The organism is Achromobacter sp. DMS1, from assembly GCF_001270295.1.
Window position 1 is genome coordinate 1 of sequence record NZ_LHSJ01000003.1, and the last position, 16740, is coordinate 16740.

Sequence of the window (16740 nt, forward strand, 5' to 3'; positions counted from 1 at the left end):
CCCCCTGCACCGCAGAACCCCGCGCCTTGCCTTGCCCTGCCGCACCGCCCCGCTTCAATTTCCGGGCCCAGCGGCAAGGGAGCGAGACTATAGCATAGATTTCGGACTTGTCATGCCGGTTTCATGAAAAGCCATTAAATGCCGGCAAACAGATACAGAGATCATGGTGGGATCGCACCCTGTTTTTTTGCCGCGGCCCTTCCCTCGGGGGCCAGGTATCTATATATATACGTAGCGGCCGGGCGTTGCCCGGCCCTTGCGTTTACCATTCGCCTTCCCTGCCAGGAGATGATGCCCCCATGCCCCCCGCCGTGATCGCCCAGAGCGAAGACATCCTGATCAACGTGACCCCGTTCGAGACGCGCGTCGCCCTGGTGGAGCAGGGAGCGGTGCAGGAGCTGCATGTGGAACGCAGTATCCAGCGCGGCCACGTGGGCAATATTTACCTGGGGCGGGTCGTGCGCGTGCTGCCCGGCATGCAGAGCGCATTCATCGATATCGGGCTGGAACGGGCGGCGTTCATCCACATTGCCGACTTGCGCGAGAACCGCGGCGAGCGCAGCCAGGGCCTGCCGCCCACGCCCATCGAAAAGCTGTTGTTCGAGGGCCAGACCCTGATGGTGCAGGTGGTGAAGGATCCGCTGGGCACCAAGGGCGCCCGGCTGTCGACGCAGATCAGCATGGCGGGACGCATGCTGGTGTATCTGCCGCACGATCCGCACATCGGCATTTCGCAGAAGATCGATTCGGAGGCCGAGCGCATCCAGTTGCGCGAGCGCCTGCAGGCGCTGGTGCCGCCCGAGGAAAAAGGCGGCTTCATCGTGCGGACCCAGGCCGAGGGCGCGACGGACGAGGAACTGACGGCCGACCTGGAGTATCTGCGCAAACTGTGGGCCAGCGTGCAGGCGGCCGCCCGCACCCAGCCCGCGCCGGCGCTGCTGCACCGCGACCTGACGCTGGCGCAGCGCGTGCTGCGCGACATGGTCGGCCCCAACACGAACTCCATTCTGGTGGACTCGCGCACCACCACCACCGCCTTGCGCGAATGGGCGCGCCTGTACACGCCTTCGGTCGTGGACCGCATCGAGCACTACAGCGGCGAGCGGCCGCTGTTCGATACCGCCAACGTGGACGAGGAGATCGCGCGCGCGCTGTCGCGGCGCGTGGACCTCAAGTCCGGCGGATATCTCATCATCGACCAGACCGAGGCGCTGACCACCGTGGACGTGAACACGGGCGGCTTCGTGGGCGGCCGGAATTTCGACGACACGATCTTCAAGACCAATCTGGAAGCCGCGCAGGCCATTGCGCGGCAACTGCGGCTGCGCAACCTGGGCGGCATCGTCATTCTCGATTTCATCGACATGGAAGATCCCGAACACCGGGAAACCGTGCTGGGAGAGCTGAAGAAGGCGCTCGCGCGCGACCGCACGCGCATGACGGTCAACGGGTTCACGCAACTCGGCCTGGTGGAAATGACGCGCAAGCGCACGCGCGATTCGCTCGCGCACCAGCTCTGCGAGCCCTGCCCCATGTGCGAAGCGCGCGGCACGGTGCGCACGCCGCGCACCGTCTGCTATGAAATCCTGCGGGAGATCCTGCGCGAGGCGCGCCAGTTCAACCCCAAGGAATTCCGCATCCTGGCGTCGCAGCAGGTGGTGGACCTGTTCCTGGAAGAAGAAAGCCAGCATCTGGCCATGCTGGGCGATTTCGTCGGCAAGCGGATATCGCTCGAAGTCGAGGGCGGCTATACGCAGGAACAGTACGACATAATCTTGATCTAGTATTCTGGACTTCTCACCACTTATCAGCTCCCCCTGGAAAGCCGCATAAACACTTGCGGCTTTCTTTCTGGACCTCTCACGCGTTATCCTCCCATCTCGCAAAAAAAGGGTAGCTAAGTGGGTAGCTATGCACGTAAGCTACCCAAATCGAGGGAGTCATGGCGACAAAGCGAGTACTGCAAGGCCTGCTAACAGACGTCCAGATCAAGGCCTGGATCCGCGCCGGCGCGCCGCTCGCCAAATCAGACGGCGGCGGCCTGACCTTCACCTTGTCGAAAGCCGGAACGGCTACATGGGTGCTGCGATATCGGATGCCCGGCCGCCGTTGCGAGGTCACCATCGGCAACTACCCGGATATCACCCTGGCCGAAGCGCGAAAGGAGGCTGGCCAGCTGCGCGCCATGATTGACGCCGGCAAAGACCCAGCAGCGGAGAAGCGCAAGGCCAAGCAGAAGGCCAAGGCCGCCAAGCCCATAAAGTGGCTGATAGAGGACTACGAAAAGAAGGTCCTTCGGCACCTATCGCGCTCGACGAACCGTACCTACAAGCGCCAACTGGAACGGATCGACAAAGAATGGGGGTCGCGGTCAGCAGAGGAGATCAACCACGCCGACGTCATTGAGCTGATCAGCAAAACGAAGGGAACGTTCAAGACCCATGAGTCGGGATGGCGCGAGACGGAAACCCTGTACATCGTCATCAGGGAGGTGTTCAAGCATGCCGCCGGCCAGCACATCATACAGGTCAACCCAGGGCTGGGTATCAGCCTGGAGGCGGTAATCGGGAAGCGACCGAAGGCCAAAGTGCGCCTGATGCTCACCGATGATGAGCTGGCCGAACTCATGCATGCCAAGATGAACCGGCAGAACCAGCTGAGCGTGTGGATCATCGCGGCAACCTGCGTGCGCGTGTCAGAGTTCAGCACCGCTCTACGACATAACATCAGGACCGACGAACTAACGATAAAGCGGCTGGGCGCCGGGCTGTGGCATATCCCTGAGTCGAAGACCGGGCCGGCCATAGACATCCCCCTGGCCCCCCCGGTGGTCGAATGGTTCCGAGAACTGGATAGCCTCGCCCTTGGTTCCCGGTACATTGTGCCGCGCGCTCGGTGGCCAGGCTCAAGACGCACGGCGGAGACGCGCCCATTGGAAAGGACGGCGTGTGGGGAGCCATCAACTACTGGATCCAGAACCACCAGCCCAACATCCGGCGATTCACCCCGCACGATCTGCGCTCCACGGCGAAATCGCATATGCGGGCGCTTGGTGTAAGCCGAGACATTTCTGAAATGTGCCTGAACCATAAGCTCACGGGCGTCGAGGGGATCTACGATCAGTACAGCTACTGGAAGGAGCGATGCGACGCACTCACGCGCTGGGCAGACCATTTGGTGAAGTGTCAGGGCTCCGACGGCGGTGCAGTGGTGCAAGCCAGGAACGCTCAAGCACGGTTGCGTTCTCTGGCGTAGCCCGCCGAGTTTGGTCCCGTTGATTTGTCCACACAGTCGCGTAGTCACGAGTGACACCCTTGGCATGCCCGTAACCGTCTGAATCAAAACTTCGGCGGCGCGCTCTTCGCGCCCCGTGGATAACACAGCAGCAACGCTGCACACCCCTTCCCAACGCCGGCCGCTCCCCTGGCGGCATTCCTGCCCCCCCGCGGGCAACCCAGGATTTTCCCATGAGGCATCCACACGTGGCGGGCGCGCGCGCGCCCCGCAGCTTTGACGCGCCCTATGAATTCCCCTCCACCGCCCGCGCCGCCCGGCACGCCGCCCGGCTCTGGTTCCAGACGGAAACCGAGCTGACGGCCGCTCAGTTCCGGGACGAGCGTTTCCGGGAGCACTGCGCCGGTCGCAAAGACAGCCAGGTGGAGTACCGGATCCGCCGGGCGGCGTTTCACCGGGCATTCGCCGAGGCCATCGGACATATCGTCGTGGAGGAGGGCCGATTCCATGCGGCAACTGCTTGAATGCCCGGTAACTTTTCGCCTGTCTGCCGATGCTCATCGCCGGTACGAGGCAGCCGCCAAACACTCAGGCATGAGCCTGTCGCAGTATCTACGAGCTCGGCTGGAAACTGAAGACACGGTCGCGGACCAGGTGGCGCAGCTCCGGCTGACCCTGCTGGATGCAGGGCCAGACGCGGCCCAGCCTGAACGCGCCGGCACGGCACCGATTCTCACGGAGCTTCTGCTGCTGGCACGCCGCGCAGCCGCGCCGGGCGATCTGCGAGCTGTCCACGCCGAACTCGAACGCCAGGGCGTCCGCCCTTGGACCCCTGACCGGCACCAGGAGCTGCCGGAATAACCGCCTGGCCAGTCCGGCCGACATATCCCTGGAGTAATCATGCAAGCCAAAATTCTGGCCACCGCCTTCACGGTGGCCTGCCTTCTCTCGGCCTGCGGTTTTGTGCCGCCGGCCCCTCCGATGCCCGACGACAGCAATCGGGTGGCCATTAATCACGGCGATCCGCGCAAGACGCAGGACGCGGACAAGTTCGCCTCGGCCCCCGCACCTGCCGAGCCGGTCAAGATTGCGCTCGACCAGACCGCCCAGGCGAGTCCATCGGCCACCTCGCCTGTGCCGGCGGCTTCCACACCCGTCTCCGGCAAGCCGCAGCCCCCTGCGATCCCTGTGCCGCCGGCACCGCCCAAACCGCATACGCCGGCCGCCGCTCCTGCGACCTCCGACAAAGCACTCGCCACCGCGCCGACCGACGCCGTCCAACCGATGGCTGAAACGAACGCGCCCATCGTGGCCAGCTCTGCTCTCGTTCCGACGACAGACGCCCTAGCGAGCCTTCCGACGAGTGCCGACAGCACGCCGGTGCCGCCTTCGGCACCGGAGCCCGCACCGCAACCGATCGTCGTCAAGGAGGTCTGGCACCTCAGTCCCGATGACGGCACGGTTCGCCAGGCTCTGACGCGCTGGGCGGCCAAGGCGGGTTGGACCTTCGGTCCCGATCAGTGGGAACTCAACTTCGACCTTCCCATCCAGGCACCGGCAGAGTTCGAAGCCGAATCGTTCCAGGAAGCCACCCAGGCGCTTTCGCAGGCCATTGCCATGACCGAATCGCCCGTGCGGCCATGTTTCTATGCCAATCGCGTGCTGCGTGTAATCCCGTTCACCCGCAGCTGCAACCGCGCCCCAGCCGCAACGCTGCAACCCTGAGCGCGGCCCCCCAAAACAGGAATCCCCAATGACCGCTTATCGCAAAGTGGCGGCCTCGCTCGCGCTCCTCGTGCTAGCCGGCTGCTCCGCCCTCCAGGCCACCGATCGCATCGCCGAGCGCGCGGATTCCGCCCGCTCCAGCAGCCACGAGAAACTCGATGCGTTCAGGGAGCAGGTGCGTGACCCGGAGCGCGCCAAAGGCCAGACCGTCGACCTTCCCTGGGTTGCAGGCCGGCCCCAACCGCTGGCCCGGGAAGTCTCCTTGCCGCCCGCACTGCGTGCCAACGTCAACACCACCCTGCTGTTCGAAGGCGGCGCCACCGACCTGAGCACCCTGGCTGAACGGATCCAGCTCGCCACCGGCATCCCGACCCAAGTCGCGCCTGATGCGTTGCTGCCGCGGGAGTACTTCCTGCCGCGCCTTGGCTCCGACCAGATGGCGATCACTGCCCGCGAGCTCGCCCCGGCCACCGCCGACACGCTCGTTCCTGCCCTGGTCCCCGAGACCGGCGTGGACCGCATCGCCGGCCCCGCTCTGCCCCCGGGGGTGGCACGCACGAAGATGGAGCCCTTGCCGGCAGGCAAGGCCCCGCTCTCCACAATCCTGGACTCCGTCGCGCTGCGCCTGGGCGTCTACTGGCGCTATGACGACAAGGTCGGTGCGATCCGGTTTTACCGAACCGAAACGCGCACGTTTTACGTCAAGGCCCTGGAGCTGACCGGGGAGACCAGCCTTGAATTGGGCCTGTCCGGCAAGAGCGGCTCGCAAGGCAATGATGGACAGTTCGCCTCGCAGAACCGGTCGAAATACTCGACCGCAGGGCAAACACCGCCGGCCGAAGCGGTGTTGACGAAGGTGAGCCAGTACCTGACGCGGGCCGGGGTGGTCAAAGCGGCCGCCGGCGCGGCCAACAGCATCGTCGTCACCGACACGAAGGACGCACTCGATGCCGTGGCCCAATTCCTGGAAGCCGAGAACCGAATCATGTCGCGCAGCGTGCGGATGCTGTTCGAGGAAATCACGGTCCAACTCGACCAGACCAGCCAGGCAGCCCTGGACTGGCACCTGATTTACAACAGCCTGGGCCGAGGAAACGCTGCGGCGGGCGACGCGCCTGGTGCCCTGCTGGACGGCACCAAAGCGGCCGGCTCCCTCGGAGGCACTGTGGGAAGTGGACCGTTTGCCGGATCCAAGCTGCTCATGAGTGCGCTGAATGAGATGGGCACGGTCGTGCGGCACACGAGCATTCCGATTCTGGCCTCCAATCTCCGACCCGCCACTGTGGCGGTGCGGCAGAACATTCCATACGTGAAGGATCTGCAGCAGACACAGAGCTACTCGGACGCGTCGGGCCCGACCGTAAGCGTTACCCAGGACGAGAAGACAGTTGGCACCTTCCTCACGGTGGTGCCGAACGCCCAGGATGATGGTCGCGTGCAGCTCACCGTCTCGTACGACGACACACGGATGATCGGCGCACTGCAGAAGCTGGAATTCGGCTCGCCGGATTACCCCTCCTTCGTGCAGCAGGCCAACATCGGCGGTCAGGGCGCGATCCAGCAGGTTGAGCTTCGCCCTGGACAGCCGGCCCTCATCGGTGGGTTCGAGCAGTCCGCCGGCACCAGCACGCGCCGCCGATTGGACGACAAAGCGCCGATCGCCCTCGGCGGATCGGACGCCGCGCAGGATAAGAAGCAGATCACGCTGCTTCTGATGACTGCCATTCCCGAAGAAGGATATTGATCGTGGCAAGGCAACAGCGCTATCAAACCATCCCCATCGCCGGCACGCACAATGCGCTCGTGGTCGGCATGAGCTGGCAGGCGGTGCTGGGCCAGGATCTCACCGCCGCGGCCATGAAGGCCGCGCACCAGGCCGGCGCCACCCATTTCACGCAGGCGGGCCCGCGCAGCCTCGTGGTCGGTCTGCTGATCGCCCAGGGCCGCGACCGTCGGGCCAAGGCAAAAACCCGCCTGTACTCGGCGGCCGCCGCCTTCGCCCAACTGTACAGGCACGGCACGCACATCGCGTTCGCCGAACTGCCGCAGGGCGGCTTCTGGATCACCGTCGCCGTCGATGGCACGGTACAGACAGGCGGCGACCGGATACTGCCGGATGCCGATGCGGCAAATCAGGCGCTGGAAGGTCTACTGCAGCGTTACCGGGACGCCGTCCTGCACGGCACGGACCGACCGGGTGCTGCACCCTTCCAGTTCAATCAGCTGGCAAGCCAAGCCAACACACAATCGTCGTTGCGCAGAGCGGCATTCCGGCTGTCCATGATTTCGCCCATGTGGTGGGTCGTGTTCGGATTGATCCTCGCGTATGTCGCGTGGGACACCGTCCAGACCTGGTGGCAAGAGAAACAGGCCCAAGAACGTCAGCGGCTTGAAGCGATGCGTACCGCAGTCGATGCGCATGCGCTTTGGAAGCAGGCGCTGGACAGCTGGGCGCGAAGCACCAAAGCGGATGGAGAGGCCGGCCTGAACCGCCTGTTGAACGCGGTGGCGGATGTCCCCGTGAACCCGGGGCGGTGGCAATTGGCCGAAGCGTCCTGCCAGCCTGCTGCGGGCTCGTGCTCCGCCGAGTACGTGCGAGGCCTGCTGGCAGATAACAACTCGCTCAGGGCCGCGCTGCCTGTCTCCTGGAAGGTGTCCTTCCCCACACTGGGCACGGCCAAGGCCAGCTGGCCCATGGATGAGACAAGAACCACCAAGCCCTTGGCGCTGGCCGCAGTGCCCGTCGCCGGTGATCTGGACCGCATCTGGATTCCCAGCTGGCAGGCCCTCAGTCCCGCGCTGCAGGATGTGAAGCTCGACCCCCCGAAGGCCGTGCCGATCCGGGTGCCCAACATCCAGTTACCCAATGGCCTGGAACAGCCCGTACCACTGCCTGCGGACATGACGGTCCCGGCCATGCGCAGCTTCACGATCAATGCACCGTTGCGCTCGTTCTATGGCCTCGCGCTGCCCGATAGCACCGCGCTGACACAGTTGCAGGTGCGTTACCAGCCGGACACGCAGCCCAAGCTCACCGCGAGCAGCTTTGCTGCCACGCTTGAAGGAGTTCTTTATGTTCAACCCCGTTAGTTCGGGATTCGTCCGCCTGTCAGCGGTCTTTGGGCTGCTGGCTGCCCCTGTTCTGCCGATGACCACCTCCGCTGAATCCATCAACCTGCAGGTCGTTCCGGCCCCGCCGCCGGCGCCGCCGGCGCACCTGGTCCGGGAGCTGCTGGAGGAAGACGCACGACGGGCTCTGGCCAATGAGCGGCTTGCCCAGGGCCATGCCGCCAGCACCAGAGCCAGCGTCTCCGCCACGAACCAACTGCAGGTAACGACAGCAGCTCCTGATTCCAATCCCGGCGACGCCAGTGAGCCTGTCGAGCCGCCGAAGCCGCGGCCACGGGCGGCGCGCCTCAAGGGCATCGTCGGCGTGGGCGGAAGTATCTCGGCCATCGTCGACGTCGATGGTCGCGACGTAATGTACCGAGCCGGCCAGCGCCTTCCGGCCATGGGCCACGATCCAGGCCTGCGCCTGGTGAAGATCGCAACCCCGTGCGCCATCTTCATTGACAACCGTCACGAAACCGAAAAGCAGACGCAGATTTCCGTGTGCTTGAACGAGGTTCACCCATGAGATCGCTGGTTGAATGGTTCCGCCAGCTGGCCCCGCGCCTGCTGGCCGAAGGCAGCCCTACCACCGCCGAAGCCGAAACGCCTTTGATTCACGACCCCGCAGACCTGGACGTTCGCCCGCCCGATGAGCCGCGCGGCGACCTGGGCACGATGAAGGACATCGCAGATCTGCATCCGCGTTTCCGGGCGCTCAAGGTCGACTGGTCCGGTCCCGACGCCGCGATCATTGCCTGCGTCGCCGAGCTGGAGGGTGACCAGTACGCCGTATTCGTTAAGCGCGGCCAACTGGATTCCGATATCTTCCGGGCCGTGCTGGAACGTGCCAAACATGCCGACCGGCACGGCCGTGGTGTCGTCATCTACACGGTGGCACCCGTCGTGCTCCTCACCCTCGTGCGCGAGCGATTGGGAGCCAAAGACCTCGCTGCCAAGCTGGTGACCGAAGGCGGTCGGTCCGCAGTCCGCACTGGCCTTCACGACTTGATCGCCTGGCAAATTCGCAACGGCGCCAGCGACCTCCACTTGAACATCGACATGACGAGCACGCTGTCCAAGGTGAGCGCGACGATCGACGGTCAGTACGTCACGCCGGCCCATCTCGTGATGCCCACCGATCGGATGCTGGAAATGGCCCACGTAGGCTGGCAAGACGTCTCCGGCGGCAATGGTGCGGTGTTCAGCACCAAGGTCGAGCAGCAGGGACGATTCTACGAGGTGATCGATGACCGCAATTACCTGTTGCGCTGGGGATCGTTCGTCGCTGACACCGGACCGTCCATTACCATCCGCGCCCTTGACCTCGATGCCAAGGTCGAATCGGTCGATTTCGCCAGCCTCGGATTCCTGCCGTCGCAGGTCGAACAGCTCGAGCGGGCGATGCAGAGCCTGGGTGGCGCCATCGTCATAGGCGGCGTACCGGGCTCCGGCAAAACGACCACCATCGGTCAGCTGATCGTGCGACTGCCCCCCACTCGCAAGAAAATGTCCATCGAAGATCCGGCCGAACAGCGGTTCCCCGGCGCACTACAGGCCAGCCTGTCCCGCAGCCACACCGACGCAGACAAGGAAGCATTTCAGGCCAAGCTGATGGCGCTCAAGAGGGCCGCCGCAAGCGACGTGTTCCTCGGGGAAATCCGGGACACGCTGACTGGCCAGGCATTTCAGGACATCACCCAGGCCGGATCGAGTTGCTATACGACGCTGCACGTGGGCGGTGCGCTCAGCATCCCGCAGCGCTTGGCATCCGTGCAGATCGGCATACCTTGGGATGTACTCGGATCCCCCCGCTTCCTGAAGCTTCTGGCTCACCAAACGCTCCTGCCGGTGCTGTGCGAGTGCGCGTTGCCGGCAAACGCCCTTTTCTCGGGAGCGGCGGACCCCATCGGGGTGCAACGGTCGGGAGATTGGTGGAGACGATACATGGCTCGCATAGAGCGACTCTACCGGATCGGCCACGACAGCATTCGCATACGGAACCCTGAAGGCTGCGCGCATTGCCGGCAAAAGGCGATTCCAGAGCTGTATGGCTATGCCGGTCGGACGGTTGTGGCCGAGATCTTCGAGCCGGGCGTGGATCCCGAGGCCCTGCGCGCCATTTCGCACGGAGATGAACTGCGGCTGCTGCAGATTTTCCAGGCGCAACGCACCGCGGCCTACGACGATCCCAACATGCATGGCAAGACCGCAATGGAATGCGCCGTTTACAAGATGAGCCAGGGGGCCATCGATCCGCGCGACCTCGAGCAGCATTTTGTGGCCTTCGCCACCCTGGACATGGAAAAGGCGCCATGAGATCTCTCCTTGGGCGGCTGCGCGTAAAGCTGGCAGCCAATCAGTTCGCTAAGCATCGAGCGGACTGGTACGACTACCTCGCGGACATGATCGCGGACAGTGCCGGACAGCGGACCCTGCTGCGCATGTTCGAAGCTGACGCCCGCCGCTACGGTCCGCGAACGGCCCGCGGCTTCCTGTCTGCGCGCTGGGCGTTCAATCTGGCCGATGGCGGCGAGCTTGGACAGGCGACCCTGGGCACGCTGCCGCAGCGGGAAGTCGCTGAAATCGCGGCACTTCAGCACAGAGGGGATGCCATTCTCGTCGAAGGCCTGCGGGACATCGCCGCGCTGGTACGCCTGACAAGAACCCTCGCCGATATTCTCAAGTGGACGCTGCTGGCCGGTGTGGTTTCGCTGATCGTGTTCTGGCTCGTGGCCATGGTCGTGGTTCCCTATGTGTCGGCGCCAGAACTGCTGGCGGCCTTCCCGCCCGTGGATCAACGGTTCTACGGACCGTTTGCACGGTCGTTCTTCGCTTATGCGGAGTGGGTTCGAGAACACGGCATCATCTTGTGGCTCCTGTCGGCGGGACTTGTCATCGCTCTGCCTCTGTCCTTTCCGCACTGGGACGGCAGGATCCGACGATGGCTCGACACCTGGGGGGTATACCGCTTGTACCGTGATATCCAGGCTGTAGCTGTTGTCAGCTCGCTGGCAACGGCATTGAAGCGACGCGCTGGCGTTTCCGTGCCACTGCGCGAGGCAATCAACGCCCAGCGCGCCGGCGCTTCCCGTTGGCTCAACGCTCGACTGCAGGCAATGATCGCCAAACTCGATGATTCCACCGATGGCGCCTCGATTCTCGACGTGGGGCTGCTGGATCGCGAAAGTTATTGGTATCTCCAGGATCTGACCGATGCGCTGGGTCTGGACGTGGCGCTGCAGAAGACCCGAGCGCGGCTGGAGCGCTCCATGCTCCGCCGCATCGAGCACCGAGCGGTCGTCATCCGCTGGGTTCTGCTGCTCATATCCGTGGCCGCGCTGCTGGGCTTCCTCGCCTGGCACTATGCCGTCATCTTCGACTTGCGCAGCGCCATGTTGCTCGGCGCTTTCTAGGCCGGCGTGCCTGCGGGCCTTCCCGAAAACGCTACCCCCTCCACCGAACCCCGCTGAATCGGGGTTTTCGTATTTCTATCTCCCGCAATGGAGTGTCTTGCATGAATGCATCTTCCCAATCGCAACACCCGCGCCCGAAACTCGCCACGTCGAGCGTCTACCGGCTCAACTCGAACCTCGCGCGTCGCAACCCGGCAGCCTACCGCCAACTGGGCCAATTCAGCCTGGCCGAAGTGGTCATCGTCGTCGCGATTACGCTGCTGGCGCTCGTCTTCGGTGTTCCGGCTGTCAACGGCATCGTGACCGAAATGCGTGTACCCGCCGTCGCCGGCGAGCTGCAGCGGTTCATGGCGCGAACGAAAGTTCTTGGAGAATCCGATAACGTCACGCCCTACGCCAACATCACCACCGTCGACAACCTGATTCCGGCGCTGCAAGGCTCCTCTGTTTTCAAGGTGTCGACCACCACTGTGGCCCACCGTCTGGGTGGATCCGGCACCGGCAGCAACGGCACCATCACGCTAGCCCCGGCCGCTTTGGGCGGCGGCGCGATGGGTAGCGCCTTCTCGCTCACCCTCACCAACGTCAACGCAAAGGCGTGCCCGACGCTCGCCTCAACGTTGGCCGCGGTGTCCGAAACCATCTCCGTAAATGGAACGGCAGCCAAGACGCTGGGCAGCAACAACGAACCCGGCACCTTTGACCCGGCGACCGCGCAAGCTCTGTGCGAGAAGGGCGACTCCAACACGTTCGTCTTCGCCTCGCGGTAAGCCCGTGACCGAATGCGCTTCACCGCGTCCACGACGCGGTGAAGCGCCTACCAAAGGAACCAGATCGATGTCCCAATCTACTCGTGCTCACATGGCGCAATTCAAGCGCAGACGCCGTCAGTTGACACGAATCTTGCGCGTCTATCACAAGAGCTCCGTGTTCCGAGTTCTGTCGTCGCCTCGGGAAGATTTCGCCCGCCTCGTCGCGTTTGCCGTCGTGGTGGGAATGGTCGGCCTGTCGCACTTGGCGGTCGACAGCACGCCCAGCACCGCGTTTCTCATTGCTTTCTACGGCCTCGTCCTGCTCGCTGGCGTGGTGGCTCATCGGGTTGCTTTGCACTGGAGCAAGCGTCCCTGGACGTATGTATCGCTCCTGGACAACCTGCTGGCCCAATATGACCCCATCGACGTGACCGCCTACCAACACCTACAAGACGAAGCGCGAGAACTCGGCTCTGTTTCCCGGGCCAACGTGCCTGGTTGGCTCAAGATTGAGATCGCTCATCTCGATAAACAAGCTCCAGCTAAACAAGCTCCAGCCCACTTCTTGGACAGACAGCTATAGGACCGGCCCAGATCAGCTAAGTCCGACCCGCCAAACGAAGGAAATGCCTTGATTCCCGTCATCATCACAATCGTGGTCGCCATATTCGCGGCCATATTTGGAGCAGGCGAGATCAGCCGTGCCGTCGACGACAACGCTGCGGCCAGCACTGGACGCTACATGCTCCAAGTGCGTGGCGCGGTTGTCGACCTGCAGGTGAAGTATCAGTCCTGGCTCAGCAACGAGAACATTACTGGCGGCGACGGCGTCCCGGCGAATCTGTCCTGGGTGGGAGTCGCTGGCGGCCAAGTCGCGCGCGGTGGCGTCCCCGAATTGGTCGAGCTCGGCGTCCTGCCGGCTAACACACCACGCTATCCGGCGCTGGGCGACGCGGTGCGGTTCGCCCTTGTGCGGCAGGGCACGTGCCCCGGCGCCGACTGCCGAACGACAGCCTATGTCTATACATGTCACCCGATAAGCGCGCAGCGCAGTCAACGGCAACCCGGTGGCTGCACGGCTCCGGCAGGCTCACGCGCGCGTTATTCGCCGACGCTGTTGGCCAAGGTCATGATGTCCGCCGACGGATATGGTGGCCACGACGCGCGCGGCGGCACACAGGTGGTCGGCCCATTGGTCAATGTGCCGCGCACGTGGTTTGACTTCGGCACCGAAGTAGGACATGCGGTCGTCGCCGCAGGTCTGGATGCCACGCCGTTTGCCCAATTCGTCCGGCACGGGGAAACACGGCCCGTCACGCTGCACAACACGCTGACGGTGGACAGGACAATCCAGACAAACCAAGGGCTGCTCCTCAACACAGCGGTCACGCCTGGTGCGGCCTGCACACCCGAGGGGCTGTACGCCTCGACGGCCGACAAGATGCTGGCCGTCTGCGTGAATGGTGCCTGGTTCTCCGCCACAGGCCATGTGGTAACCGGCGTGTACCCCAACTTGCCGAACAACGCGACGGTGCCGTCTCTGGTCTGCCCGGCTGGCCTAACCCCCTGGCGCTATGTCTCCCTGCAGGGGCTTGGCGCCACCGTCACGGGATCTGACGTGAATGTTGCGGGCTCAGTGGGCGGCACGATTCAGGGTTCCGGCTATGTCAATGCTGCTGGCGCTGTCACGGTGAACGGCTCGTTCTCCGGCACCTTCCAGAATGCAGGGTCCAGCTACGTGCGGGTGGCCCAAACCGCGACGCTCTCGGGTGACCGCGTCATCATCACGCCAGCCGACGCGAACGCGCGTGCCGCTGTCATGCAAGGCTGCAAGAGCTAACGCCCACCTTTCAACAGGAGATAACCATGAAGTTCCGCACCATCGCGTGCTGGGGCGCGCGTGCGCTCGCCCTTGTCGGCCTGGCGCTCGCACCGCTGGCCCATGCCCAAACTCAGGCCGATGTGCAGCTGCAGACCGACCTGCAACACATGTCCGTACAGGTGAACCAGGGCGCCCCTCTGCCCCCGGGCGGCTGCATCGCCGGATATTCCTGGCACACCGTCTATGGCGGCTGCAGGCGCGCCGAAACCCAGAGCGAGACGACTCAATGCCCTGACGGATACGTGGGAACGCAGGTGCGCTATCGCACCGCTTACATTCTGCAAGCCAATCCCGCAGACGTCGCCCATGAGGACTGGGGGCCCTGGCAGCAAAACTGCCAAGCGCCGCGCGGCGCCGGCGTCGTAGACACCGTCATCGCCAAAGCTCGGGGGGCCGAATACTCCGGCACCAACAACTTCAAGGGCACCGCAATCTCCTCCAGCACGCACAAGCAGATCTGGAAGGGGATGCAGGTGAACTACGGGACGATGTACGGCGTCACGCTGTATCGGCCCGCCGCCACGCTGACATGCCTGTGGGCGATCGGCTCCACCGCCGGAAGCGGCAACTCCACCGGCACTATCTGGAGCGGCTCGATCGCCTCGCCCGGCCAGTCGGTGACGAATGGCTATGCAGGGCACTGCCAGCTCTCCAACGGTGGCAAGACCGCGGAGCTGACTGGCAGCTGCGACAACTCGACCGGCGGCGACGCCGACATGTGCGAGTCGGCCACCCGGATCGTGAACGTCATAGCCGTCGACGGATGCTCGGCCACAACCGAGACCCGCGAGGGCAAGCGCGTGGTGGCGACCAATTCCTACAACCTCTGCCTATAGGAGCTCCACCATGTCCATCCGACTCAAGCGCCTTCTGGCGTTTTTCGTGCTGACGCTCATGCCAGGGTTCGCGCCTGCGATGGCCAGCGGCGTCTCAGTCCAGTTGCCGCCTTCGGTAGACATCGACACTTCCCTTCTTACCGGCGACGTGCGTCTCGCATGCGAAGCATTGCTGTGTCTGTCCGGCAGTAGCCGCCCGTCCGAGTGCGGCGCTTCCCTATCCCACTTCTTCGGCATCAAGAAGAAGAAGCTCTCTGACACACTGGACGCTCGGCAGGCATTCCTCGCGCTTTGCCCGGTAGTCCGGGAATCTAGCGCGATGCAGGGATTGGCAAAGGCGCTTGCCCACGGCGCTGGTCAGTGCGACGCGAAAACGCTGAATCGAACCCTGGCCTACACCTATGGTCAGGGCGGCGATGCCGGTTACGACCGCACGGTCATCTCCGACAAGCTGCCGTCCTACTGCTCCGCGTACATCCTCCATGAGTACACCGACCTGCGCGGCGATATGCCTCGCTACGTCGGCACGCCGGAGGAGGACGGCTTTTGGGCCGAGGCGAAGGACTATGACCGCGCTCTGGCGAAGTACCAACGCGACCAGGCCGCCAAGAAGGCTGCGCGCGAGAACTACGGCGGAGGAAACTGACGATGGATTTTCCTGCACTGGCCCGCCAGTGCGCACCTGACGTCCATATCAGCACCTTGGCCGCCGTCGTGCGCCATGAATCCGCCTTCAACCCATTGGTCATCGGCGTCAACAGCAAGCCGCATCGCAGCATTCGGCCGAAGTCTCGCGAGGAGGCGATTGCGGAGGTCCGAAAGCTGATGGACCGGGGCGTCAACTTCGACGTGGGCTATGGCCAGATCAACGTGCGCAACTGGCAATGGCTCGGCGTAACGCCCGAAACCATCTTCGACCCGTGCGTAAACCTGGCCTCCGCACAGCGCGTGCTCGTGGAGTGCTACAGGCGCGCCGCGGCGTTGCACGGACCAGGGCAACCGGCCCTGTACGCCGCGTTCAGTTGTTACAACACCGGAAACCTGACCGATGGATTCAAGAATGGATACGTCGCCAAGGTCATCGCGGGCGCGGGCATGCCCGTTCCTGCGATTGTCAAGCAGGTCGAGGGAGCCGCCCGGCCGCCCGCCACCAGCGGGGTGAAGCGTCAGGATGCCTCCATGGCACCTCGGCCCGATGCCTTCGCTGCGCCTCGGCCCGACGCCTTTCACACCCCGCGCGCTGACGCCTTCACGTCACCTCGAAAAGACGCTTTCAACAGGCGAGCGGATGCCGTCTTCGGGGCACCAGTCCCCATGCGACCGGCCACGCGCCCGCAATAGCGGCGCCAAGGGCGTTTAGCCGCTAAACGCCTCCTTCCTTGTTCTCTCGCCGCTCTGCCCCCCGCAGGCTCGCGGCTCCCTTCTTCTACCACATTGCCGCCCGCACTCACGTGCTGGGTGGCGAATAGCTATTGGAGATTCCAATGTCGACCACGTCGCAACGTTCCTCGCGTCCCTTTGCCCTGCTCCCCTACTTCGCGTTGGGCGCGCTCCTGCTTGTCCACCCGGACCTGGCTTTCGCCCAGCTCGAAAAGGTGCAGGCAGCCGCGGAGAACTTCAGAGACTGGCTCTGGCTCGTCATTCCGGTAATTGCGTTGATCATCGCCGGCGCCCTGGGCCTCGCTTACTCCGCGGAGGTCATCCGCAAAGACCAGCTGATCCAGTGGGCTGGCGGCGTTGTGTTTGCCGGCGCTCTCGCCGGCGGCCTCATCAAGCTGATCTTCTGA

Annotated in this window: 17 protein-coding genes; all 17 read left to right on the plus strand. The window is 64.1% G+C overall.

Annotated elements, in window-relative coordinates; genetic code table 11:
• The first annotated feature begins 299 nt into the window (after window positions 1-299).
• The 17 genes from rng (at window position 300) to AD428_RS00750 (ending at window position 16740) form a co-directional block, all read left to right on the plus strand.
• Window positions 300-1784, plus strand: a complete 1485-nt coding sequence (gene rng / locus AD428_RS00670; RefSeq protein ID WP_053243756.1) for a ribonuclease G — start codon at window positions 300-302, stop codon at window positions 1782-1784.
• 158 nt (window positions 1785-1942) lie between these two features.
• Window positions 1943-3058: a tyrosine-type recombinase/integrase gene (locus AD428_RS00675; RefSeq protein ID WP_369798663.1), complete on the plus strand. Its 1116-nt coding sequence runs from the start codon at window positions 1943-1945 to the stop codon at window positions 3056-3058.
• A 409-nt stretch (window positions 3059-3467) separates the two neighbouring features.
• Window positions 3468-3758 carry a hypothetical protein gene (locus AD428_RS00680; RefSeq protein WP_152967943.1) on the plus strand — a complete coding sequence of 97 codons (291 nt, stop codon included), beginning with the start codon at window positions 3468-3470 and terminating at the stop codon, window positions 3756-3758.
• Window positions 3742-4095: a hypothetical protein gene (locus tag AD428_RS24140; RefSeq protein WP_235488640.1), complete on the plus strand. Its 354-nt coding sequence runs from the start codon at window positions 3742-3744 to the stop codon at window positions 4093-4095. The genes AD428_RS00680 and AD428_RS24140 overlap by 17 nt, the downstream gene beginning before the upstream one ends.
• A 39-nt stretch (window positions 4096-4134) precedes the next feature.
• Window positions 4135-4959 (plus strand): toxin co-regulated pilus biosynthesis Q family protein, encoded by an 825-nt coding sequence (locus tag AD428_RS00690; RefSeq protein WP_053243759.1) that lies wholly within the window; start codon window positions 4135-4137, stop codon window positions 4957-4959.
• Between the two features lie 28 nt (window positions 4960-4987).
• The gene (locus tag AD428_RS00695; RefSeq protein ID WP_053243760.1) at window positions 4988-6703 is read left to right on the plus strand and encodes a hypothetical protein; all 1716 of its coding nucleotides are present in this window, start codon (window positions 4988-4990) and stop codon (window positions 6701-6703) included.
• Between the two features lie 2 nt (window positions 6704-6705).
• Complete coding sequence (locus tag AD428_RS00700; RefSeq protein ID WP_053243761.1) at window positions 6706-8049, plus strand: hypothetical protein; 1344 nt, start codon at window positions 6706-6708, stop codon at window positions 8047-8049.
• The gene (locus AD428_RS00705; RefSeq protein WP_053243762.1) at window positions 8033-8596 is read left to right on the plus strand and encodes a hypothetical protein; all 564 of its coding nucleotides are present in this window, start codon (window positions 8033-8035) and stop codon (window positions 8594-8596) included. The genes AD428_RS00700 and AD428_RS00705 overlap by 17 nt, the downstream gene beginning before the upstream one ends.
• Window positions 8593-10386 (plus strand): ATPase, T2SS/T4P/T4SS family, encoded by a 1794-nt coding sequence (locus AD428_RS00710; protein WP_053243763.1) that lies wholly within the window; start codon window positions 8593-8595, stop codon window positions 10384-10386. The genes AD428_RS00705 and AD428_RS00710 overlap by 4 nt, the downstream gene beginning before the upstream one ends.
• Window positions 10383-11483, plus strand: a complete 1101-nt coding sequence (locus AD428_RS00715) for a hypothetical protein (RefSeq protein WP_053243764.1) — start codon at window positions 10383-10385, stop codon at window positions 11481-11483. Before AD428_RS00710 ends, AD428_RS00715 begins: the two co-directional genes overlap by 4 nt.
• Window positions 11484-11584: 101 nt before the next feature.
• Window positions 11585-12253 carry a type 4 pilus major pilin gene (locus AD428_RS00720; RefSeq protein WP_082308190.1) on the plus strand — a complete coding sequence of 223 codons (669 nt, stop codon included), beginning with the start codon at window positions 11585-11587 and terminating at the stop codon, window positions 12251-12253.
• A gap of 67 nt (window positions 12254-12320) precedes the next feature.
• Entirely contained in the window at window positions 12321-12818 is a 498-nt protein-coding gene (locus AD428_RS00725; protein WP_235488645.1) for a hypothetical protein, read from the plus strand.
• A gap of 48 nt (window positions 12819-12866) precedes the next feature.
• A complete protein-coding gene (locus AD428_RS00730) occupies window positions 12867-14075 on the plus strand; it encodes a hypothetical protein (RefSeq protein WP_053243766.1) in 1209 nt (402 codons plus the stop codon).
• Between the two features lie 26 nt (window positions 14076-14101).
• A complete protein-coding gene (locus tag AD428_RS00735) occupies window positions 14102-14953 on the plus strand; it encodes a hypothetical protein (RefSeq protein ID WP_053243767.1) in 852 nt (283 codons plus the stop codon).
• A 10-nt stretch (window positions 14954-14963) separates the two neighbouring features.
• Window positions 14964-15599, plus strand: a complete 636-nt coding sequence (locus tag AD428_RS00740; RefSeq protein WP_053243768.1) for a TrbM/KikA/MpfK family conjugal transfer protein — start codon at window positions 14964-14966, stop codon at window positions 15597-15599.
• 2 nt (window positions 15600-15601) lie between these two features.
• A complete protein-coding gene (locus AD428_RS00745; protein WP_053243769.1) occupies window positions 15602-16294 on the plus strand; it encodes a lytic transglycosylase domain-containing protein in 693 nt (230 codons plus the stop codon).
• A gap of 143 nt (window positions 16295-16437) precedes the next feature.
• Window positions 16438-16740 carry a TrbC/VirB2 family protein gene (locus AD428_RS00750; protein WP_053243770.1) on the plus strand — a complete coding sequence of 101 codons (303 nt, stop codon included), beginning with the start codon at window positions 16438-16440 and terminating at the stop codon, window positions 16738-16740.